This window comes from Azonexus sp. IMCC34842 (genome assembly GCF_050368855.1).
Classification (GTDB): Bacteria; Pseudomonadota; Gammaproteobacteria; order Burkholderiales; family Rhodocyclaceae; genus Azonexus; species Azonexus denitrificans_A.
Map to the genome: position 1 here is coordinate 2,017,148 of NZ_CP178449.1, position 20,743 is coordinate 2,037,890.

Sequence of the window (20,743 nt, forward strand, 5' to 3'; positions counted from 1 at the left end):
ATGTCGCCGCGCCTGCTCGCCCTCTGGCTCAAGGAAACCATCGCACTGATCCGCGACCGGCACGGCCTGCTGGCGCTGTTCATCATGCCGACCATTTTCATCCTGGTGATGACCATGGCGCTGCGCGATGCCTTCACGCCGGGCGCCACGATCGATGCCGCCTATGTCGTGGTCGATCTCGATCAAAGCCCCCATTCAAAGGCACTGGTCAAACGTCTCGACAAAGGCGCCGCCTTCCGCCGACTGGACAATGGCGGCGATGCCGATAGCGCCCGCCAGGGCATACTGGCCAGGCGCCAGGCGCTGGCGCTGGTCCTGCCGAAAGGCTTCGGCCAACGCCTGCTGATCCCGGCCGGCGCCGACGGCCAGCCGAGTGAAGCCCTGCAACTGTTGATCGATCCCGCCCTCAGCCCGGCCCTGCAACTCGCCTTCCGCAACCAGGTAATGGCCGCCCTCGGCGCGGTGCGGGCCGACGAACTGACACAACGCGCCGGCAAGCTGTTCGGGCTGCCCGTCGCCCCCGGCGGCTCGGTCGAAAAAGACTGGCCCGACGAAATCCGCAGCATCGCCGTGCGCAGCGACCAAAGCGCCGGACTGCCCTCCTCGGTGCAGCAAAACGTGCCCGCCTGGCTGATCTTCGCGATGTTCTTCGTGGTCATTCCGGTCTCCTCGATCTTCATCATCGAACGCCAGCAGGGCACGCTGCAACGCCTGCGCGCCATCGGCCTGCCTTTTCACCTGATCCTCAGCGGCAAGCTGCTGCCCTTCTTCGTGGTCAATCAGCTCCAGGCGGTGATGATGGTGCTGGTCGGTATGTTCGTCGTGCCGCTGTTCGGCAGCGAGGCGCTGGAACTGCCGGGCAGCCTGCCGCAGCTCCTCAACTGGTGGATCGTTTCGGCCGCCGTCAGCCTCGCCGCGGTGGCCTGGGCGCTGCTCATCGCCAGCCTTGCCAGGACCGCCGAACAGGCGACCATCGTCGGCGGCGTCGGCAACATCCTGATGGGCGCCATCGGCGGCATCATGGTCCCGAAATTCGTCATGCCGGCCACCATGCAGAAACTGGCGGCACTATCGCCGATGGCCTGGGGGCTGGAAGGCTTCCATGTCGTGATGCTGCGCCACGGCAGCTTTGCCGACCTGCTGCCCAGCCTGATTCAACTGCTGGTCTTTGCCGGCCTCTCGCTCATCCTTGCCGTCTGGCTCAACCACCGCGCCCTCGCCGCCCGCTCATGAACACCGCCCTGATCCTCGAACTGAAAACCCTAATCGTCGAAGCCTGCGACAAGGATTGCGACCCGGCCAGCATCACCGACGACGAACTGCTGTTCGGCCCGGAAGCGCCGCTGCAGCTCGACTCGCTCGACGCCCTGCAGGTCTCGATGGCGATCAAGAAAAAGTACGGACTGCGCCTGCCGGACAGCAAGGAAACCCGCCGCATCCTGTCGAGCGTCGGCAACCTGGCCGAGCATCTCGCCGCCTGGCGCGCCAGCCAGCCATGAGGCGAGCGGTTTACCTCGCCGGCAGCGGCCTGCTCTGCGCCCGCGGCGACTCGCCCGAGCGCGTGGCGGCAGCGCTGTGGGACGGCGAATGCAGCAACGGCACGGCCCGCCTGGGCGAACGTCAGTTCCCCTACTTCAGCCTGCCGCTCGCCGCCACCGACTGGCTGAGCCGCGCCGCAACGGCGGTTGGCAAGGTCGCCGCCCAGCTGGCTCCGAGCGCACCGGGCACGCCGCTGTTCATCGCCTCTTCGTCGTTCCAGATCGGCCACTTCGAGCAACTCGGCGCGCCGTTCGCCATACCGCTGGCCGCCGCCTCGTTCAGCACCACGCTGGCTGGCTGGCTGCAGCTCGACGGCCCGCGCTACAGCTTCTCCAACGCCTGCATCTCCGGCTTCTCCGCCCTCGATGCGGCGCGCAGCCTGATTGCCGGCGGCCAGATCGACGAAGCCATCGTCGTCGGCATTGAACTCGCCAACCGCAGCACGCTGGCCGGCTTTGCCGCGATGGAACTGCTGTCGCCCACCGCTTGCCGGCCCTTCGACGTCCGCCGCGACGGCCTGGTGCTGGGTGAAGCGGTGGCCGCCGTACGCCTTTCCGCGACGCCCCAGCGCTGGCGGATCAGCGGCCTGCCCACCGGCATCGACGCCTGGTCGACGACCGGCCCCGACCCCGATGGCGGCCCGATCGCCGCGGTCATGCGCGATTGCCTGAACGAAGCCGATGTCCAGCCAGGCGAGATCGAACTGATCAAGCTGCAGGCCGCCGGCTCGCCGGGCAGCGATCTCGCCGAAGCCAATGCGCTGCGCCAGGTTTTCGGCAACCGGGTGCCGCCCCTGCTGTCGCTGAAACCGATGCTCGGCCATACGCTGGGCGCCAGCGGCATCGTCGAACTGGCCGCCCTGCTCGGCTGCCTCGATGCCGACAGGATTCCGGCGACCGCCGGGTTCACCAAGGTCGATCCGGAAATCGCGCTGTTTCCGCTGGTTGACCGCAGCACCGCCCATATCGAGCGGGCGCTGCTCAACCTGGTCGGCTTCGGCGGCGGTCTGGCGACGATGATCATCGAGCGCCAGCGATGATCCATCTCCACGCCATCGTCAATCAGCACGCCACGCCAGCCGCGCTGCCGGCCGCCGTCCGGGCCGCCCTCGGCAAACCGCTACGCCGCGCCGCCGGGCTGACCCAGCTTGCGCTGATCGGCGCGCTGGCCTGCCTTCCCGCCGGGCGCCGCGCCTTGCCGACCGCCCTGCTCTGGCAATCGACCAGCGGCCCGCGCCAGGAAACGCTGACCCTGCTCGACGAAACCTGCGCCGGGGCCGGCGAGCCGATGCCCTACGATTTTCTCGCCACCCAGCCGGCGATTGCCGCCGCCCAGACCCAGCCCTTTCTGCCCGGCCTGCGCTCGGCCATGCACATCCCGCTCGATACCGCCGGGCTGGCAAACTGGTCGCTGCTGCTGGCCCTGGCCGGCAACTGGCTGGCCGAAGGGCGCTACGCCCAGGTGTTGTGCGCCCACCTCGACCACGGCCCGGCAGCGGCCGACGGCCACTGGCTGGTGGTCGGCAGCGCAGCGCTTGAAAACTCGCGGGCCAGCCTGCACTTCAGCCAGCCCGATGCTGCCGCCGGCCTGCCCGACACGCCGGACTTTCCCGCCCGTCTCGCCGCGTGGCTTGAACAGCCCGCCAGCCCGACGCAACATCTGCTGTCGCCAGCCAACCCCCGGCTCGCAGTAGAATTCACCCGACTCTAATTCTTACAGGCCACGCCATGTCCCAATTCTCCTTTGACGTTTCCATCGAAGACTTCGAAACCAAGGTTCTCGCCCCCGCCCAGGACGTGCCGGTGGTGATCGACTTCTGGGCCCCGTGGTGCGAGCCGTGCAAGGTCCTCAAGCCGATGCTGGAAAAGCTGGCCGAGGAATACGCCGGCCGTTTCCTGCTCGCCATGGTCGACTCCGACGCCAACCCCGAACTCGCCCAACACTTCGGCGTGCGCAGCATTCCGTCGGTCAAGGTGTTGTTCCAGGGGCAGCTGGTTGATGAGTTCAATGGCGCCCTGCCGGAAGGCCAGCTCCGCGAATTCCTCGAGCGTATCGCGCTGCCAGCCGGCCCCGGCGGCAACCTGCGCGAAGAAGCCGCCGCGCTGGTCACTGAAGGCAAGCTCGAAGAAGCTCTGGCCAAGCTGGTCGAAGCCAGCAAGGCCAAGCCTGACGACCAGGCCGTCCAGCTCGACGCCATCGACGTGCTGATGCAACTCGGCCGCAACGACGAAGCCCAGCAACTGCTGGCCGGCGAATTCGCCCAGGAAGCCGAGCGCGCCAACGCGCTGCGCGCCCGCCTGGCGCTGGCGGCCGGTGCCGCCGATACCGCCGAACTGGAAGCCAAACTGGCCGCCAACCCGGCCGATCACGCCACCCGCCTCGACCTTTCCCGCGCCTACGCGGCGCAAAGCCGTTTCCGTGAGGCCTTCGAAGCGGCGCTCGAAGTCGTCATCCGCGACCGGGCTTTTGGCGAAGGCGCCGGCCGCAAGGCGATCCTGCAATTGTTCGAAGCGCTCGGCGGCAGCGAGCAATACGACGATCTGATCCGCGAATTCCGCCGCAAGATGTCGGCTGCGCTGAACTGAGCCATCGCGCGAAGGCTTCGGCAGTGCAGCTCTTTTACACCGATGTCTTCGTGCTGCCGCTGCCCGCCGGCCATCGTTTTCCGATGGAGAAATATTCCCGGCTGCGGGCCAGCCTGCTGGCCAGCGGCGATTTTGCCGAAACCGATTTTCATCTGCCGCCCGCCGCAAGCGACGCAGAACTGGCGCGGGCCCACGACCCGGCCTATATCCACCAGGTCTGCAGCGGCACTCTGCCGGAAAAGGCGCAAAAGGCCATCGGCTTCCCGTGGAGCGCCGGCATGGTCGAACGCTCCCGGCGCTCGGCCGGCGCCACCATCTGCGCCTGCCGCTCGGCCTTCAGTCACGGCATTTCGGCCAATCTGGCCGGCGGCACCCACCACGCCTTCGGCGCGCACGGCGAAGGCTTCTGCGTCTTCAACGATGCCGCGGTCGCCGCCCGCGCCATGCAGGCCGAAGGCCGCGCCGGCCGCGTCCTGATCGTCGATTGCGACGTCCATCAGGGCAACGGCACGGCCAGCATCCTGGCCGGCGACGACAGCATCTTCACTTTCTCCATCCACGGCGCGCGCAATTTCCCGTTCGAGAAGGAGACCAGTGATCTCGATATCGAACTGCCGGACAACTGCCCGGACGAGGCCTATCTCCTTCGCCTCGACGCCGGTCTGGATACCGCCTTCGCCCTCGCCCGCCCCGATCTGGTCATCTACCTGGCCGGCGCCGACCCCTACCACGACGACCGCCTGGGCCGCCTGGCCCTGAGTTTTGCCGGGCTGGCCGAACGTGACCGGCGCGTTTTGGCGCGCTGCCAGACCCTCGGCATCCCGGTGGCGATTGCCATGGCGGGCGGCTACGCCCGCCAGATCGACGATACGGTGGCTATCCACACGACTACCGTCCGCCTGGCCAAAACCTTCTCGAATCGGCAAACGCCATGCCCCGACTGAGTTCGCGCCAGTTGCCGCAAACCGCCGCGCAGGCCACAATGCGCGGTCTCTCGCCAGTGCCATCGATCGGCCGGAAGCCGGAGCTTGCCACGGGGGAACAATGAAAGCACTGCGTCAGATCCTGAATTGGCGTTCACTACGCACGCGGATCGCGGTCGGCATGCTGATCGCCTTCCTGACGGTGCTTTGGCTCAGCGTCTTGTCGCTGAGCCACACGCTGCGCCGGGACATGGAGGCAACGATTTCGGCCCAGCAGTTTTCGACCATTTCGCTGATCGCCAGCGAAATCGACCGCTCGATCCGCGAACGCTTGAGCATGGTCGGCTCGATCGCCGACAAACTATCCGGCACCGCGCTCGACGGCGACCAGGTGCAGACCTACCTCGATCAGCGCGACGTTCCCGAAAGCGTCTTCAACTGGGGCATCATCGTCCTCGACGCTCACGGCATCACGATCGCCAGCACGCCGGCCGAACACAAGCGACGCGGCGTCGATTTCAGCCATTACCCGGGCGTCGCGGAAGCGCTCGCCGGCCAGCGGTCGTTCGTCACCGATCCGCTGTTCAGCCAGTACAGCCAACAGCCGCTGGTCGCCATGCTGACGGCGATCACCGACCCGGCCGGAAAAACCGTCGGCGCCGTGATCGGCATCACCAACCTGGCCAGACCCAATTTCTTCGATGAGGTCAGTGCCGCCAAATACGGTTTGACCGGCAACTTTGTCGTTACCGCACCGCGCACCCGTACCTATGTCGCATCCTCCGACAAGCAGCGGGTCATGAAAGCCGGACCGCCGCCCGGCGTCAACCCGGTCTATGACAGTTACATCAACGGAAGGGAAGGCTCGGGCACGGCCCGCAGTTCGCGCGGTGTGGTCGAACTGTCGTCGAGCAAGCGGATCGCCTCAACCGGCTGGCTGATGCAGTCGGTCCTACCGGCCGATGAGGCTTTCGCCTCGATCCGCGCCATGCAACGCCATCTGCTGATCATTTCGCTGGGACTGACCGGGCTGGCCATCCTGATCAGCTGGTGGTGGCTGCGTCGGCAATTGCAGCCGTTAAGCGAAGCATCCGAACTGCTGGCGGCGATGCGCGAAGGCAAGATTCCCCGCCAGCCGCTGCCGATTCGCCAAATGGACGAAATCGGCCAGCTGGCCGCCGCCTTCAACGGTTTGCAGGAAGTCATCGTTGCCGAAGAAGCGCGGGCTGCCGAATATTCTGCCAACCAGCGCTTGCGCCGGATCGTCTCCTACATTCCCGGCGTCGTTTTCCAGTACCGCTGCGACGCCGAGGGGAAGGCCAGCTTTCCGTTTGCCAGCGACGGCATCAACGAAATCTATGGCGTGCAGCCGGAAGCGCTGACGCAGAGTAGCGAACCGATCCGCCAGATGCTCTACCCCGACGACGCGGCGCGATTTTTCGAGTCGCTGAACGAATCAGCCAGGACGCTGACCCCGTGGCGCATCGAATATCGGATCAAGCATCCTGACGGGCGGATCAAATGGCTGCTGACCAGCGCCCTGCCGGAAGCCGGTAGCGATCACAGCATCACCTGGTACGGTTTCATTGCCGACATCAGCGAAACCAAGGCCATGGAGGCCGAAATCATCCGCTACCGCGACCATCTCGAACAACTGGTCAGCGAACGGACGGCCGATCTCGAACTGGCCCGGGCCGAGGCCGAGCGACTGGCCAAGACAAAGAGCGAGTTCCTGGCCAACATGAGCCATGAAATCCGCACCCCGCTCAACGGCGTCATCGGCATGGCCCACCTCGGCTTGCACTGGTCGGCCGAGGGCAGCAAGGCGCACGACGCTTTCAGCAAGATCACCCATTCCGGCAAATTGCTGCTCGGGATCATCAACGACATTCTCGACTTCTCGAAAATGGACGCCGGCATGTTGAAAATCGAGGATACCGCGGTCGACCTGCGGAGCACCTTGAACGAGAGCATCGAACTGATGCAGCCACGCGCCACGGCAAAAGGCCTGATGCTGGCGCTGTGCCCGGCCGCCGAGCTACCGGCCAGCTGCCGCGGCGATCCCTTGCGGCTGCGCCAGATTTTGCTCAACCTGCTGTCCAATGCCGTCAAATTCACCGCAGCCGGCAGCGTGACGCTGGAGGCCGGGCTGGACAACGACCAGCTGCTGTTCCGGGTGACCGATACCGGCATCGGCATCACGCCGGAACAAAACGCCAAGATTTTCAATCCCTTCGAACAGGGCGACAATTCGACCACCCGCCGGTTTGGCGGCACCGGTCTGGGTCTCGCCATCACCAACCGCATCGTTCGGCTGATGGGCGGCACCATCCGCATGGAAAGCACCCCGGGCGACGGCAGCTGCTTCGAGGTCCTCCTGCCCTACCGACCACTTCCAGCGGCCCAGCCGGTCACCCAACAAGTGCTCGGCAACAATACGGACGATCAGTCAAAGTTGCTGGCCGGACTGAATATTCTGGTGGCTGAAGACGTCGATATCAATCAGGAAGTGATGCGGGAGATTCTCGAGGAAGTCGGCGCCACCGTCACCATGGCCGACAATGGCCAACAGGCGGTGGACCAGATTCGCCAGAGCGCTCCGCATGCCTTCGACGTCGTACTGATGGATATCCAGATGCCGGTGATGAACGGCCACGACGCGGCGCGTGAAATCGGTCGGCTGGCGCCCAATCTGCCGATCATCGGCCAAACGGCCCACGCCCTGGCGGAAGAAAAAGCAGCCTGTCTGAGTTCGGGTATGGTGGACCATATTTCCAAACCCATCGATCCTGACCAGTTATTCGCCATGATCCTCGCTCACACCCGACCAGCGCGCCTTTCGCCATGACCTCGACCGCTCTCTATTGCAGCCCCGCCCTGCGCCAGCTCGAAACCCGCCATGCCGGGCAGCCGCTGATGCAACGCGCCGGAGCCGCTGCCGCCGACTGGGCCGCCCAGCTGGCCGGCGATTGCAACCAGCCCATCCTGGTCCTCGCCGGCCCCGGCAACAACGGTGGCGACGCCTTCGAAATGGCCCGCTTGCTGCATCAGCGGTTCTTCGATGTCCGCGTCGTCTTCGCCGGCGACAGCACCCGGCTATCGCCGGATGCCGCTGCCGCTTACCAGCGTTTCCACGCAACTGGCCGTAGCACGACGGAAACGATACCGGGCGACACGAACTGGGCGCTGATCGTCGACGGGCTCTTCGGCATCGGCCTGAGCCGCGCCCCAGAAGGCCGTTACGCCGAGTGGATCGCAAGCGCCAACCAACTGGTCGAACGCCACCGTTGCCCGCTGCTCGCCCTCGACTGTCCAAGCGGCCTCAATGCCGACAGCGGCGCAGCGCTCGGTACGCCGATCTGCGCCAGCCACACGCTGACCTTCATTGCCGCCAAGCCGGGACTGCTGACCGCCGAAGGCCCGGATCATTGCGGCGAGATTCGCGTCGCCGCGCTCGATCTCGCGCCGGAAGCGGAACTGCCGGCCGACGGCTGGCGCCTCAGCCGCAACGACTTTGCCGCACAACTGAAGCCCCGCCTGAAGAACAGCCATAAAGGCAGTTTCGGCAGCGCCGGCATCCTCGGTGGCGCACCGTCGATGGTCGGTGCCGTCTTTCTCGCCGGGCGCGCCGCGCTCAAGCTCGGCGCCGGCCGCGTCTATGCCGGCCTGCTCGATCACCAGGCGCCCGGCGTCGACCCGATCCAGCCCGAACTGATGCTGCGCCGCCCCGCCGCCCTGCTCCAGACCCCGCTCGCCGCCCTGGCCTGCGGCCCCGGTCTGGGCGTCTCGCTGGAAGCCTCCGAACTGCTGGAAACGGCGATCGGCCTGGATCTGCCGCTGGTGCTCGACGCCGACGCGCTGAATCTGGTTTCGAGCGAAGGCAACCTGCAAGTGGCGCTGGCCAGCCGCAGCAATCCGGCCATCCTCACCCCGCATCCAGCCGAAGCGGCCCGCCTGCTCGAATGCAGTACGGCCGAGGTGCAGGCCGACCGCCTGGCGGCGGCCCGCCAGATCGCCGAACGCTACCGCTGCCATGTCGCGCTGAAAGGCTGCGGCACCGTGCTAACCGCGGTGGATGGCCGCTGGTGGATCAACACCACCGGCAACCCGGGCATGGCGACCGCCGGCATGGGCGACGTGCTGAGCGGCATCATCGTCGCCCTGCTCGCCCAGGGCTGGCCGGGCCTGCCGGCGCTGCTCGCGGCGGTGCACCTGCACGGCGCCGCCGCCGACCGCCTGGTCGCCGACGGCAGCGGGCCGATCGGCCTGACCGCTCACGAGACCGTCGACGCGGCCAGAAAGCTCCTCAACCAATGGGTAGCCGAGCGCTGAGCGCCATGCATCCCGCTGGCTCAAACGTTACAATTCGCCTCCCCGTCCGCCGATCCCTGCTCCCATGACCATCGAATTCGATACCCCGCTCGCTCCTGAAATCACCCGTAATGTCGATGCCGCGCTGACCGAGGACATCGGCAGCGGCGACCTGACCGCCAGCCTGGTACCCGGCGAGCGTCGGGTCAAAGCCACGGTCATCTCGCGCGAGGCGGGCGTGCTGTGCGGGACGGCCTGGTTCGACGCCTGCGTTTGCCGGCTCGATCCGCAAGCCAAGGTGCAATGGCAGGCCAGCGATGGCGAGCGCATTGCCCCGGATCAGATCCTCTGCACCATCGAAGCCAATGGCCGCGCCCTGCTTTCAGCCGAACGCAGCGCCCTGAATTTCCTGCAACTGCTTTCCGCCGTCGCCAGCAAGGCCCGCATTTACGCCGATGCCATCGCCGGCACCAAAGCGCAGGTTGTCGATACCCGGAAAACCCTGCCCGGCCTGCGGATTGCCCAGAAATTCGCGGTCCGCTGCGGCGGTGGCGGCAACCATCGTCTGGCCCTGTGGGACGCCATCCTGATCAAGGAAAATCATATTCACGCCGCCGGCGGTATCGCCGAGGCGCTGGCCGCCGCCCGCAGCGTTGCCGAACAGGCGGCCGAGCGCTGCAAATTCATCCAGATCGAAGTCGAGTCGATTGAAGAGCTACAGACGGCGCTCGCCGCCGGCGCGACGATGATCCTGCTCGATAATTTCCCGCTCGACATGCTGCGCCAGGCGTCCAGCATCAACGCCGGCCGCGCGATACTCGAGGCTTCCGGCAACGTCAGTCTGGAAACCATCCGGGCCATCGCCGAGACCGGCGTGGACCGTATTTCAGTCGGCGCCCTGACCAAGGACGTCAAGGCGCTCGACCTGTCAATGCGCTTCGTCGGCTAGGCTTTATGGCTGTTTGTCGTCATAATTCGGGCTAACTGATCGAATGACGATTGCCTTGGGGGATTCGAATGCTGTTTGCGCTGTTCTATGTGCTCGCCATTGCCATTCTGGTGCTGCACTTCACGGGCTTTCTCGCCCGCCACAATCTGGAATGGCTGGTCCTCGTACTGGCCGTGGCGGTTTTCCCCGCCGTCATCTACCTTTAAGGCTTGCGCGCCAGCAGATCGATCAAGGCCGAATGTCCGGCATGGGCGCGGCCTTCCTCGATGACCTCTTCGTGCTCGCGCAGCAGCAAAATTTCCCAGTCGGCAAAAATCTCACGCAACAGCGCAGCGGTATACAGATTTTCCACAGCTGACGGACCACCGGTCCGGAACTTCAACTGATCAGGCGTATAGCCCTGGAGCAGCAACAGCCCGCCGGGCTTGACCGCTTCCTTCATCCCGGCCAGCAGACGCGGCCGCTCAGCCGGCCCGGCGAACTGGATGAAAATACCGACCACGGCATCGAACGCATTCTGCGGCCACGTCCAGTTGAGGATATCGGCCTGCACGAAATCGACGGCGACATACCGATTGCGCGCCAGCCTGGCTGCCTTCTCGAGCCCCACCGGTGAAATTTCAGTGGCCGTTACGGCACAGCCCTGCTCGGCCAGCCAGACCGAATTGCGGCCTTCGCCATCGGCCACCGAGAGAACGCTGACGCCGGCGCCAAAATAGTCGGACTGCGCCGCCAGAAACTTGTTGGGCGCCGTACCGAACAGGTAGTCGTCGCCCGCTTCCCGGTAGCGGGCGGACCACAAGGCTTCGTGGTCGAAACTCACACGCGTTCGACGAGGAACTGCTTGATGGCGTTCACATCCGGCGCCATGACCACGACACGTTGCGCCAGTTGCTCGATGCCGGCCAGGTCGGCCGGACGCACCGGCTCGGTACCCAGCGCCTCGCGGATGGTTTCCTCGAATTTGGCCGGCTGGGCGGTTTCCAGCACGATCATCGGCACCCCGGCCTGGCGGTGCTCGAGCGCCACCTTCAGGCCGTCGGCCGTGTGGGTGTCGAGCATCACGTTGTACCGGCCCTGCGCGAAGCGGATGGTCTTGATGCGATCGCTATGCGTACTCTTGCCGGAAACGAAACCGAAATCGCCGATTTTCGACCAGTGTTCCGTGGCCGACAGATCGAAGGCCTGGCCCTTGTCGACCTTGGCCCATAGTTCGCGAACCAGCGCGGCGTCGCGGCCGACCAGATCGAAGACGAAGCGCTCGAAGTTGGAGGCCTTGGAAATATCCATCGACGGGCTCGAGGTGATGCTGGTTTCCGCCGCGTTGCGCGGCCGATAGACGCCGCTACGGAAGAATTCGTCGAGCACGTCGTTCTCGTTGGTGGCGAGCACCAGTTGCTTGATCGGCAAGCCCATCTGGCGGGCGATGTGGCCAGCACAGATGTTGCCGAAGTTGCCCGAGGGCACGGCGAAGGCGACCTGCTCGTCGTTACTCTTGGTGGCCAGGAAATAGCCCTGGAAGTAATAGACGATCTGCGCCGCGACGCGCGCCCAGTTGATCGAATTGACGGCGCCGATCTTGTATTTCTTCTTGAACTCGGCATCGTTGGAAACCGCCTTGACGATGTCCTGCGCATCGTCGAACAGGCCGGTAACGGCGATGTTGAAGATATTGGTGTCTTGCAGCGAGTACATCTGGGCGCGCTGGAAGGCGCTCATCTTGCCATCCGGCGAGAGCATGAAGACCTTGACGTTGTGCTTGCCGCGCATCGCGTATTCGGCGGCCGAGCCGGTGTCGCCGGAGGTGGCGCCGAGGATGTTGATCGACTCGCCGCGCTTGTCGAGCACGTACTCGAAGAGGTTGCCGAGCAGCTGCATCGCCATGTCCTTGAAGGCGAGCGTCGGGCCGTTCGACAATTCCTGCGTGTACAGGCCGTCTTCCAGTTTGGTCAGCGGCGTGATCTGCGCCGCATCGCCACCGTTGCGGGTGTGGCGATAGACGTCGGCGGTGTAGGTCTTGGCGACCAGTGCCTTGAGGTCAGCCGGCGGAATGTCGGTGATGAATTTGGACAGGATGGCGTAGGCCAGGTCGGCATACGACAACTGGCGCCAGGCATCGAGCTCGGTCCGGCTGATCTGCGGATAGCTTTCCGGCAGGTAGAGGCCGCCATCCGGCGCCAGTCCACCGAGAAGGATGTCGCAGAAAGCCTGGGGCGCGGCGTTACCGCGAGTCGAGATATAGCGCATGGCGAAGCCCTGAAAAGCGAAAAGCGGGAATTTTACCGCGTCGACCGCGATACACGCACGGCTTGCAGCAGTCCGCCGATAAAGAGCAGCATGGCGCCGGCCAGCAGCATCGCGGCCAGGTAATCGAAGCCACTGATCACGGCCACTGCCGCGGAGAAAAACAAGGCGCCCCGCCAGTTGCCGGTAGCGGCCAGTCGGCGGCGCATTTCAGCCCGTGCCGGAATCTGCGGTCCCGGCCAGCGCCAGACCGGCAGCAGTTGGCTGAGCGCCCCGGTTACCAGCGGCAACAAAAAGCCAGCCCCCCAGGCCAGCAGGCCGGGCCGTCCCGGCATCAATCCCGCACCGTGCGCGACACCGGTGGCCAAGGCCAGGATCAAGCCGGCCACCGCCGCCAGCAACGATGCCGCCACGCCATCGTTGAGCAACAACCGGATACCGAATCGACGGACCCACTGGCCGACCAGGCCAAGCGCCGCGACCAGCACGAGCGCCGCGCCGGGCACGGCGAATGGCCAGAGGATGGCGCTTCCGGTGGCGACCACGACCGCGCCACCAGCGACTAGCCAGAGCCGCCGCCGCAGCCAGCCGCTCGCCTCCGGATCGGGCTGGGCCAAAGCGGTTGGCAGCAAGACCGGCAATGTTCCGAGGGCAGCCAGGCCAACCAGGCCGATCGTATTCAGATGCAGATGAAACAGGCGCAGCCCATGCCAGTGCTGCGGCCACAAGGCCATCAAGACGACGGCCAGCAGGGCCAGCATCAGACAACCAAGCGCCGCGCCATACCAGCGCCAGCCCGGGTGGGGCGAGCCGATGCAGGCCCGAGCCCGGGCCGCGATCCAGTTGAGCAAAATGGCTGCCAGGATGAGATCGACCGCTGCCGCAGCCGGCAACACCTCACGCGGCAGCAGCCCTTGCAAGGCACCGACGACACCCAGCCCGGCCAACTGGGCGGCAGCCGGGAGTCTGCCGATCCAGCGTCCGGGATCGCCGGTGCGGGTCAGTACCGGCACGAAATGACTCATCGCCGCAAAGATAAGCGGCACGATGCCGACCGCAAAGGCCAAGTGCAGGACCCCCAGCCGCGAGCCCAGCCCGGACACCGCCAGAATGGCGCTGCCGAGCAAGGAAAGAAGCGTCAGGCTGGCGGTGTAAATCAATCAGCCGACGACGGAAAAGTCGATCACGATAGCCCCCGGTTCGCGCTGCTGGTACTCGATATTGACGTGCGCACCGTAACGCTGCTGTAGTTGGGCGAGCAGCGGCAAAGGATCATGGTCGTTGCAGAAACGCATGGTTTCACCGGGTTGCAGGGCGTCGAGTGCGCCAAAAATGGCGGCATGGCGAAAACGCTTGGCGATGCCGCGGGCATCAAAGGGATACAGGGCTTCGGGAGTGGTGTGGTTACAGGCATGAATGGGTTGCATCATAACTCCTTGAAAGACATGCCGGAATGGCATTTGCCGGCGATTGTGCCGGGAGCGGGAAATGATTTCCTTGATGCGAATCGCCATAGACGTACCGCGATTATGGGTATCGGCCGGAGATCACCGGCCGACGCGGTCGCGCAGATTCACCGCTCCTGCCGCAAGCCAGCGCTCGGCAGCGCACCGATTAGCGAATCTAGACAACGCCCGACCTGGCGCCAGAAAGACACCGACTCAGGCGGCAGAATGACTACCCGAACCGTCGCCAGCGCCGCCAGATCGACCCAGCCGCCGCGTTCGGCGACCCAGGCCTGTTCAGCTTCCAGTCCGCATTCCCGCGGCACGACATGTTCGGCCAGCCAATCCATCGGTTCGCGCAAACCGAGTCGCCCGGCCAGCACCAGCACCGTACTTCCCGCTTCCAGCAGGACCTGCCGCCGTTCGCCCTGCAGCAAGTCCATACTCATCGTCCGCCTGTCGTCCATTGCGCCATCTCCTGTCAAACTCCCGAGGGGCGGGAGGTGGACAAATCGTAGCCAGGGCGCCGGCGAGCAAACAGCCACAGAAAATGACTATCTGTAGCGTAGCAGTTGTCGTTTTCTTGAACTGTTCTGGTGTATTTTTCGGCAATCTATATCTGTCCGCCAGGCCATTCGCAGGAGAACATGGGCCATGGATCAACTACCCCTCTACCGCAGGCTGGCCGCCCATTACCGGGAGGCCATCGAAGCCGGCACCCTGGTGCAGGGCGACCGCTTCCCGTCGGTGCGTTCACTGATGGGCCGCCATGAAGTCAGCCTGTCCACAGCGCTGCAGCTCTGCCGCCAGCTGGAAAGCGATGGCTGGCTCGAGGCTCGCCCGCGCTCCGGGAATTTCGTCCGCCAGCCACGCCGCCTGGCCGTCCGCCCGCTGGCCGAACCGGTGCCGGGACAAGCCCTGGACCCGGCCCAGTACGTCGGCATCCATGCCCGCGTTTCGGAGTTCATCGCCCGCGGCCGGCAAAGCCCGGTCAAGGTCAATTTTTCCAGCGCACGCAGCGCCCCTTCGCTCTACCCCGGGGAGGCCCTGAAGAACGCCGCCACCCGCGCCTTGCGCCGTGACCCGGAGTTGCTGGTCCGGCCGGCGCCCAACCACGGCAATGCCAATTTCCGCGGCCTGCTGGCCAAGCGCGCGATGGCCAACGGCATGCTGCTGGCGCCGGAGGATATCCTCGTCACCCAGGGATGCATCGAGGCCCTCAATCTGGCACTGCGTGCCATCACCCAGCCGGGCGATATCGTCGCAGTCGAATCGCCGACTTTTTACGGCTTGCTGCAGGTGCTGGAAACCCTTGGCCTGCGCGCCCTGGAAATCCCGACCAGCCCGCTCAGCGGCATTTCCATCGAAGCGCTCGAACTGGCGATCCAGAGCGGCGAGCCGATCAAGGCCATGGTCGTCGTACCGCATCTGCAAAACCCGCTCGGCAGCATCATGCCGGACAGCCACAAGGCCCGCCTGGTCGACTTCTGTTCGACGCACGCCATCCCGCTGATCGAGGACGACACCTACAGCGCGCTGACCAACGACGATGCGCCGCTCAAGGCGTTGAAAGCCTGGGATCGCGACGGCAACGTCATCCACTGCGCCTCGCTGCACAAAATCCTCGCCCCGGGCCTGCGCCTCGGCTGGATGAACGCCGGCCGCTGGCAGTCGCGGGTCGAAATGCTGAAATATGCGCAAAGCCGCTACAACGAAGAACTGGCCCAGCTCGCGGCGACCGATTTCATGGCATCCAGCGCCTACGACCGTCATTTGCGTCGCCTGCGCGCCTGCCTGAAAGCCCAGCGGGCGCGGACGGCCGAAGCCATCGCCAGCTATTTCCCGGCCGGCACCCGACTTACCGACCCGGCTGGCGGACTGGCCCTTTGGGTCGAGCTGCCGGACGGCCTGTCATCCCGCGCCCTGTTCGATGCGGCGCTGGCCGAGGGTATCTTCATCGCCCCGGGCCTGATGTTTTCAAATTCCAATCGCTTCGACGGTTTCATCCGCCTGAACTGCGGCGCTCCCTACACGCCAGCCATCGACTCAGCCCTGCAACGGCTTGGCGAACTGTGCCGCCAGCCGGCCGCCAATCGCTAACCGGTCCCCTCTCAGACGCGCCGAAAAACAAAACGGGAGCACGAAGCTCCCGTCTCTCCAACCAGCCGGCGCGGCAGATTACTGCAGCTCTTCCAGACGGATGCGCTTGACCTTGCCCTTCTGGGCCGCCAGCGCCTCGATCTTGGCAATCGCCGCATCGGCGGCGCTTTCCTTGCAAACGTGGGTGAGGATGATGATATCGGTCTCGCCCTCGCCTTCTTCCGGCTCGCGTTGCAGCATGGCGTCGATGGAAATACCCTGATCGGCCAGGATGCGCGTCACATCGGCCAGCACGCCCGGTTTGTCTTCGACGCGCAGGCGCAGGTAATAGCCGGTTTCGATCTCGCTCATCGGCAACACCGGCAGATCGGACATGGCATCCGGCTGGAAAGCCAGATGCGGCACGCGGTGCGCGGCATCGGCGGTAGCCAGACGGGTGACATCGACCAGATCGGCAATCACGGCAGAAGCGGTCGGCTCGGCACCGGCTCCCTTGCCGTAGTACATCGTGGCGCCGACCGCATCGCCCTTGACCAGCACCGCATTCATCGCCCCTTCGACATTGGCGATCAGGCGCTTGCTTGGGATCAGGGTCGGATGGACGCGCAGTTCGATGCCATTGCTCCGGCGCTTGGCAATGCCGAGCAGCTTGATCCGGTAGCCGAGCTGTTCGGCATACTTGATGTCGGAGGCTTCGAGCTTGGTGATACCTTCGATGTAGGCCTTGTCGAACTGAACCGGGATACCGAAGGCGATGGAGGCAATCAGCGTGGCCTTGTGCGCCGCATCGACGCCTTCGATGTCGAACGTCGGATCGGCTTCGGCATAGCCCAGACGCTGCGCTTCCTTCAGCACAGTGTCGAAGGACAGGCCCTTGTCGCGCATTTCCGACAGGATGAAATTGGTCGTGCCGTTGATGATGCCGGCCGCCCACTCGATACGGTTGGCGCTGAGGCCCTCGCGCAGCGCCTTGATGACCGGGATGCCGCCGGCAACGGCCGCTTCGAAAGCGACCATGACGCCCTTTTTCTGGGCGGCATTGAAGATTTCCGTACCATGCACGGCGAGCAGCGCCTTGTTGGCGGTCACCACATGCTTGCCATTGGCGATCGCCTGCATCACGACTTCCTTGGCCACACCATAGCCGCCGATCAGTTCGACAATGATGTCGATTTCCGGATCGTTGACCAGCGAGAAAGCATCGTCGGTAACGCGTGCTTCGCCACCCGTCACTTGCTTGGCCAGTTCGACATTTTTGTCGGCCACGGCCGTAATGCGAATCGGCCGGCCGGCGCGGCGGGCAATTTCGTCCGCATTGCGCTTCAGGACATTCCAGGTGCCACCGCCGACGGTGCCGATGCCGATAAGGCCAACATTAATGGGTTTCATGTTCTGACTTTACTTGGGTTGGTTAACTTGGGTGACTGCTTGCGTGTTGTGACGTTTGCGATAGTTCTCCAGGAAGCGCGCAATACGGCCGATCGCTTCCTTCAGGTCATCTTCATGCGGCAGGAAAACCAGCCGGAAATGATCCGGATGCGGCCAGTTGAAACCGGTCCCCTGGACCAGCAGAACCTTTTCTTCCTGCAGCAACTCGGTGATGAAGGCCTGGTCGTTCTTGATCGGGTAGATCTTCGGGTCCAGCTTCGGGAACATGTACAAGGTCGCCTTGGGCTTAACGCAACTGACGCCCGGAATCGCCGTGATCAGATCGTAGGCGATATCGCGCTGACGCCGCATGCGCCCACCGTCGCCGACCAGATCGTCAATGCTCTGATACCCGCCGAGCGCCGTCTGGATGCCGTGCTGCCCGGGCGCATTGGCGCACAAACGCATCGAGGCCAGCATGTCGAGGCCTTCGATGTAATCCTTGGCGTGACGCTTGTCGCCGGAAACCACCAGCCAGCCGGCACGGTAGCCGCAGGACCGGTAGTTCTTGGAAAGACCGTTGAAGGTAATGGTCAGCACGTCGTCGGACAAGGCCGCAATCGAGGTGTGCGTTACCCCGTCGTAGAGCACCTTGTCGTACACCTCGTCGGCGTAGATGATCAGATGGTGCTGGCGGGCGATCTCGACGATCTCCTTCAGCAGATCATCCGGATACAGGGCGCCGGTCGGGTTGTTCGGGTTGATGATGACGATGGCCCGGGTTTTCGCCGTGATCTTGCTGCGGATGTCGTTGAGATCGGGATACCAGCCGTTCTCTTCATCGCACAGGTAATGCTTCGGCGTCCCGCCGGAGAGGCTGATCCCGGCCGTCCACAATGGATAGTCCGGCGCCGGCACCAGCACCTCGTCGCCGGCGTCGAGCAAGGCATTCATCGCCATCACGATCAGTTCGGACACGCCGTTGCCAACGTAGATATCGTCGAGCGTCACACCCTTGATACCTTTTTCCTGGGTGTAGTGCATGATCGCCTTGCGCGCCGCGAAAATCCCTTTGGAATCCGTATAGCCGGCCGCATTCGGCAGGTTGCGAATGATGTCCTGCTGGATTTCTTCCGGCGAATCGAAACCGAACGCGGCGAGATTGCCGATGTTCAGCTTGATGATCTTGTGGCCCTCTTCCTCCATCTGTTTGGCCATCTGCAGCACGGGGCCGCGGATGTCGTAGCAGACGTTGGCGAGCTTGGCGGATTTCTTGACTTGTTTCATGAACGCTGTCCGATCGGGCCGTATCCAGCCGCCATCAGCCAGACTACTGCGCCCCAAAAGGTATAATCCTACTTTATCGCATGGTGCACCGCAATTTCGGCGGGCTTTTCAGGACAGTCGATCAGTGAAACTTCATCTTTCCAACACCGCCGGACTCAACATGTTCACCGCCTACGGCGACGACTATGTGGCGGTCAACCATGAAAAACATGAAAAAAACCTGATTCTTTTGCCGGAATCGATCATTGACGAATGGTCGACGGCAACCGTGCAAACGCTGACCGAAGCCGACATGCAGAAACTGCTGGAACTCGGTACCGAGATCGTCCTGCTCGGCACCGGCCAGCGCCTGCGCTTCCCGTCCGGCGCCCTGCTCCGACCGTTCGCGCCGGCCGGCATCGGCCTCGAAGTGATGGACCTGCGGGCCGCCTGCCGAACCTACAACATTCTCGCCGCCGAGGGCCGCAAGGTTGCCGCGGCCCTGCTCTTCGACTGATCAGTTGCGGCCGTAGGTATCTTCGAAGCGCACGATGTCGTCTTCGCCGAGATAACTGCCGGACTGCACCTCGATCATTTCGAGCGGAACGATCCCCGGATTTTCCAGACGGTGCCTGACACCAAGCGGAATGTAGGTCGACTGGTTTTCGCTCACCAGAAAGACTTCGTCGCCTTTGGTGACGCGCGCCGTGCCGCTGACGACGATCCAGTGCTCGGCACGGTGGTGATGCATCTGCAGGGACAGTGCTGCGCCCGGCTTGACACCGATGCGCTTGACTTGGAAACGTGCCCCGGCATCGACCCCGTCATACCAGCCCCACGGCCGATAGACCTTGCGATGCCACTGGGCAATCGAACGCTTGTCCGCTTTCAACCGATCGACGATCTTCTTGACGTCCTGAGTCGCATCGTGATGCGCCACCAGTATCGCGTCATCGGTCTCGACCACGACCAGATTGCTGACCCCGACACACGCCACCAGGCGGCTTTCCGAAATCGCCAGCGTGTTGCGACAGCCTTCAAGCAGCACATCACCCCGCACCGAATTGCCCAAATCACACTTCGGCAGCACTTTCCACAGCGCATCCCAGGCCCCGACATCCGACCATCCGGCCGACAACGGAATTACCACACCTTCCGGCAAGCCGGCCTGCTTCGCCATGAGACGCTCCATCACCGCATAATCGATTGAGTCTGAGGGACAGTTTTCGAAGGCGACACGGTCGACCCGAATGAAGTCGCCATCCTCACTACCCTTTTGCAAGGCATCCCGACAAGCCGCCAGAATATCCGGTCGACATGATTCGAGCGCTTTAACCCAGGTTGAAGCACGCATGACAAAAATGCCGCTATTCCACAGGAAACTGCCGGAATCCAGATAAACCTGGGCCGTCTCATGGTCAGGCTTTTCAACGAAGCGAGCCAGCTTGAACGCGCCGCTGCCGTCGGCCAGCGGACTGCCCTGCTGAATGTAGCCATAGCCGGTTTCCGGGCAGTCCGGCGTAATACCGAATGTCACAGCCAGGCCTTTTTCGGCAAGCGTGACGGCCTTGAGCACTGTTTCGCGGAACAGCGTGCCATCGAGAATCACATGATCGGCCGGCATCACGACCAGCACTGGATCGCCACCCTGCTGTTGCGCCCACAGCGCAGCCAGCGTCAACGCCGGGGCCGTATTGCGCCCGCACGGCTCAAGCAGCGCCTTCCCCTGCTTGCCAAGCACGCGCATCTGCTCGGCGACAACGAAGCGATGCTCCTCATTGCAGACCAGCAGCGGATCGCCAAGACAGGCAAGGCCATCCAGCCGGGCAACCGTCGCCTGCAACATCGACTGATCGCCAACCAGCGGCAACAACTGTTTGGGAAACTTTTCCCGGGAAAGCGGCCACAAACGCGTCCCTGATCCACCGGAAAGCACAACGGGGAGAATCTTGTTCATATACGTTTTCGCAAAAAAGCCAAATTATCTGTCATTCGTGAGTCGATCGGAATGAC

At 64.1% G+C, this 20,743-nt stretch carries 20 protein-coding genes; 12 read left to right on the forward strand and 8 right to left on the reverse strand.

Features of this window, described 5'->3' with window-relative positions; all coding sequences use genetic code 11:
- The 10 genes from ACLIKD_RS09595 to ACLIKD_RS09640 all read left to right on the forward strand — a co-directional run bounded on the left by ACLIKD_RS09595 (nt 1) and on the right by ACLIKD_RS09640 (nt 10,513).
- Nucleotides 1-1,233 (forward strand): ABC transporter permease, encoded by a 1,233-nt coding sequence (locus ACLIKD_RS09595; RefSeq protein WP_428828133.1) that lies wholly within the window; start codon nt 1-3, stop codon nt 1,231-1,233.
- The gene (locus ACLIKD_RS09600) at nt 1,230-1,499 is read left to right on the forward strand and encodes an acyl carrier protein (RefSeq protein ID WP_428828134.1); all 270 of its coding nucleotides are present in this window, start codon (nt 1,230-1,232) and stop codon (nt 1,497-1,499) included. The genes ACLIKD_RS09595 and ACLIKD_RS09600 overlap by 4 nt, the downstream gene beginning before the upstream one ends.
- The gene (locus tag ACLIKD_RS09605; protein WP_428828135.1) at nt 1,496-2,578 is read left to right on the forward strand and encodes a beta-ketoacyl synthase N-terminal-like domain-containing protein; all 1,083 of its coding nucleotides are present in this window, start codon (nt 1,496-1,498) and stop codon (nt 2,576-2,578) included. Before ACLIKD_RS09600 ends, ACLIKD_RS09605 begins: the two co-directional genes overlap by 4 nt.
- Nucleotides 2,575-3,249: a hypothetical protein gene (locus ACLIKD_RS09610; RefSeq protein WP_428828136.1), complete on the forward strand. Its 675-nt coding sequence runs from the start codon at nt 2,575-2,577 to the stop codon at nt 3,247-3,249. Before ACLIKD_RS09605 ends, ACLIKD_RS09610 begins: the two co-directional genes overlap by 4 nt.
- A 17-nt stretch (nt 3,250-3,266) precedes the next feature.
- A complete protein-coding gene (locus tag ACLIKD_RS09615; protein ID WP_428828137.1) occupies nt 3,267-4,124 on the forward strand; it encodes a tetratricopeptide repeat protein in 858 nt (285 codons plus the stop codon).
- A gap of 23 nt (nt 4,125-4,147) precedes the next feature.
- Complete coding sequence (locus ACLIKD_RS09620; RefSeq protein WP_428828138.1) at nt 4,148-5,068, forward strand: histone deacetylase family protein; 921 nt, start codon at nt 4,148-4,150, stop codon at nt 5,066-5,068.
- 100 nt (nt 5,069-5,168) lie between these two features.
- Nucleotides 5,169-7,895: an ATP-binding protein gene (locus ACLIKD_RS09625; RefSeq protein ID WP_428828139.1), complete on the forward strand. Its 2,727-nt coding sequence runs from the start codon at nt 5,169-5,171 to the stop codon at nt 7,893-7,895.
- Nucleotides 7,892-9,379, forward strand: a complete 1,488-nt coding sequence (locus ACLIKD_RS09630; RefSeq protein WP_428828140.1) for an NAD(P)H-hydrate dehydratase — start codon at nt 7,892-7,894, stop codon at nt 9,377-9,379. The genes ACLIKD_RS09625 and ACLIKD_RS09630 overlap by 4 nt, the downstream gene beginning before the upstream one ends.
- Nucleotides 9,380-9,443: 64 nt before the next feature.
- Entirely contained in the window at nt 9,444-10,307 is an 864-nt protein-coding gene (gene nadC / locus ACLIKD_RS09635) for a carboxylating nicotinate-nucleotide diphosphorylase (RefSeq protein ID WP_226415738.1), read from the forward strand.
- Between the two features lie 68 nt (nt 10,308-10,375).
- The gene (locus ACLIKD_RS09640) at nt 10,376-10,513 is read left to right on the forward strand and encodes a hypothetical protein (protein WP_226470890.1); all 138 of its coding nucleotides are present in this window, start codon (nt 10,376-10,378) and stop codon (nt 10,511-10,513) included.
- On the opposite strand, the gene ACLIKD_RS09645 is transcribed toward ACLIKD_RS09640, so the two are convergent.
- The 5 genes from ACLIKD_RS09645 to ACLIKD_RS09665 all read right to left on the reverse strand — a co-directional run bounded on the left by ACLIKD_RS09645 (nt 10,510) and on the right by ACLIKD_RS09665 (nt 14,463).
- Nucleotides 10,510-11,130, reverse strand: coding sequence for an SAM-dependent methyltransferase (locus tag ACLIKD_RS09645; protein WP_428828141.1), 621 nt, complete (start codon nt 11,128-11,130; stop codon nt 10,510-10,512). The genes ACLIKD_RS09640 and ACLIKD_RS09645 overlap by 4 nt on opposite strands.
- Nucleotides 11,127-12,554, reverse strand: coding sequence for a threonine synthase (thrC, locus tag ACLIKD_RS09650; RefSeq protein WP_428828142.1), 1,428 nt, complete (start codon nt 12,552-12,554; stop codon nt 11,127-11,129). Before thrC ends, ACLIKD_RS09645 begins: the two co-directional genes overlap by 4 nt.
- A gap of 32 nt (nt 12,555-12,586) precedes the next feature.
- Nucleotides 12,587-13,711, reverse strand: a complete 1,125-nt coding sequence (locus ACLIKD_RS09655) for a hypothetical protein (protein WP_428828143.1) — start codon at nt 13,709-13,711, stop codon at nt 12,587-12,589.
- Nucleotides 13,712-13,978 (reverse strand): DUF2249 domain-containing protein, encoded by a 267-nt coding sequence (locus tag ACLIKD_RS09660; protein ID WP_428828144.1) that lies wholly within the window; start codon nt 13,976-13,978, stop codon nt 13,712-13,714.
- Between the two features lie 146 nt (nt 13,979-14,124).
- The gene (locus tag ACLIKD_RS09665) at nt 14,125-14,463 is read right to left on the reverse strand and encodes a hypothetical protein (RefSeq protein ID WP_226415762.1); all 339 of its coding nucleotides are present in this window, start codon (nt 14,461-14,463) and stop codon (nt 14,125-14,127) included.
- Between the two features lie 187 nt (nt 14,464-14,650).
- Here ACLIKD_RS09665 and ACLIKD_RS09670 point away from each other — a divergent pair, with 187 nt between their 5' ends.
- Nucleotides 14,651-16,096, forward strand: coding sequence for a PLP-dependent aminotransferase family protein (locus ACLIKD_RS09670; protein WP_428828145.1), 1,446 nt, complete (start codon nt 14,651-14,653; stop codon nt 16,094-16,096).
- Between the two features lie 78 nt (nt 16,097-16,174).
- On the opposite strand, the gene ACLIKD_RS09675 is transcribed toward ACLIKD_RS09670, so the two are convergent.
- Together ACLIKD_RS09675 and ACLIKD_RS09680 are read right to left on the reverse strand one after the other, a co-directional pair.
- The gene (locus ACLIKD_RS09675) at nt 16,175-17,485 is read right to left on the reverse strand and encodes a homoserine dehydrogenase (RefSeq protein WP_428828146.1); all 1,311 of its coding nucleotides are present in this window, start codon (nt 17,483-17,485) and stop codon (nt 16,175-16,177) included.
- Between the two features lie 9 nt (nt 17,486-17,494).
- Nucleotides 17,495-18,751 carry a pyridoxal phosphate-dependent aminotransferase gene (locus tag ACLIKD_RS09680; RefSeq protein WP_226415768.1) on the reverse strand — a complete coding sequence of 419 codons (1,257 nt, stop codon included), beginning with the start codon at nt 18,749-18,751 and terminating at the stop codon, nt 17,495-17,497.
- Nucleotides 18,752-18,875: 124 nt separating this feature from the next.
- On the opposite strand from ACLIKD_RS09680, the gene ACLIKD_RS09685 reads away from it, so the two are divergent.
- Nucleotides 18,876-19,247 (forward strand): Mth938-like domain-containing protein, encoded by a 372-nt coding sequence (locus ACLIKD_RS09685; protein WP_428828147.1) that lies wholly within the window; start codon nt 18,876-18,878, stop codon nt 19,245-19,247.
- Here the strand turns inward: ACLIKD_RS09685 and ACLIKD_RS09690 are convergent, their stop codons facing one another.
- Complete coding sequence (locus ACLIKD_RS09690) at nt 19,248-20,687, reverse strand: mannose-1-phosphate guanylyltransferase/mannose-6-phosphate isomerase (RefSeq protein WP_428828148.1); 1,440 nt, start codon at nt 20,685-20,687, stop codon at nt 19,248-19,250. It abuts the gene before it with no gap.
- Between the last annotated feature and the right edge of the window lie 56 nt (nt 20,688-20,743).

Coding starts and splice junctions, on each gene's coding strand:
- ACLIKD_RS09690 (WP_428828148.1), bottom strand. CDS start 20,687: ATGAACAAGATTCTCCCCGTTGTGCTTTCCGGTGGATCAGGGACGCGT.
- ACLIKD_RS09665 (WP_226415762.1), bottom strand. CDS start 14,463: ATGGACGACAGGCGGACGATGAGTATGGACTTGCTGCAGGGCGAACGG.
- ACLIKD_RS09625 (WP_428828139.1), top strand. CDS start 5,169: ATGAAAGCACTGCGTCAGATCCTGAATTGGCGTTCACTACGCACGCGG.
- thrC (WP_428828142.1), bottom strand. CDS start 12,554: ATGCGCTATATCTCGACTCGCGGTAACGCCGCGCCCCAGGCTTTCTGC.
- ACLIKD_RS09605 (WP_428828135.1), top strand. CDS start 1,496: ATGAGGCGAGCGGTTTACCTCGCCGGCAGCGGCCTGCTCTGCGCCCGC.
- ACLIKD_RS09630 (WP_428828140.1), top strand. CDS start 7,892: ATGACCTCGACCGCTCTCTATTGCAGCCCCGCCCTGCGCCAGCTCGAA.
- ACLIKD_RS09675 (WP_428828146.1), bottom strand. CDS start 17,485: ATGAAACCCATTAATGTTGGCCTTATCGGCATCGGCACCGTCGGCGGT.
- ACLIKD_RS09660 (WP_428828144.1), bottom strand. CDS start 13,978: ATGCAACCCATTCATGCCTGTAACCACACCACTCCCGAAGCCCTGTAT.
- ACLIKD_RS09615 (WP_428828137.1), top strand. CDS start 3,267: ATGTCCCAATTCTCCTTTGACGTTTCCATCGAAGACTTCGAAACCAAG.
- ACLIKD_RS09680 (WP_226415768.1), bottom strand. CDS start 18,751: ATGAAACAAGTCAAGAAATCCGCCAAGCTCGCCAACGTCTGCTACGAC.
- ACLIKD_RS09595 (WP_428828133.1), top strand. CDS start 1: ATGTCGCCGCGCCTGCTCGCCCTCTGGCTCAAGGAAACCATCGCACTG.
- ACLIKD_RS09670 (WP_428828145.1), top strand. CDS start 14,651: ATGGATCAACTACCCCTCTACCGCAGGCTGGCCGCCCATTACCGGGAG.
- ACLIKD_RS09640 (WP_226470890.1), top strand. CDS start 10,376: ATGCTGTTTGCGCTGTTCTATGTGCTCGCCATTGCCATTCTGGTGCTG.
- ACLIKD_RS09600 (WP_428828134.1), top strand. CDS start 1,230: ATGAACACCGCCCTGATCCTCGAACTGAAAACCCTAATCGTCGAAGCC.
- ACLIKD_RS09610 (WP_428828136.1), top strand. CDS start 2,575: ATGATCCATCTCCACGCCATCGTCAATCAGCACGCCACGCCAGCCGCG.
- nadC (WP_226415738.1), top strand. CDS start 9,444: ATGACCATCGAATTCGATACCCCGCTCGCTCCTGAAATCACCCGTAAT.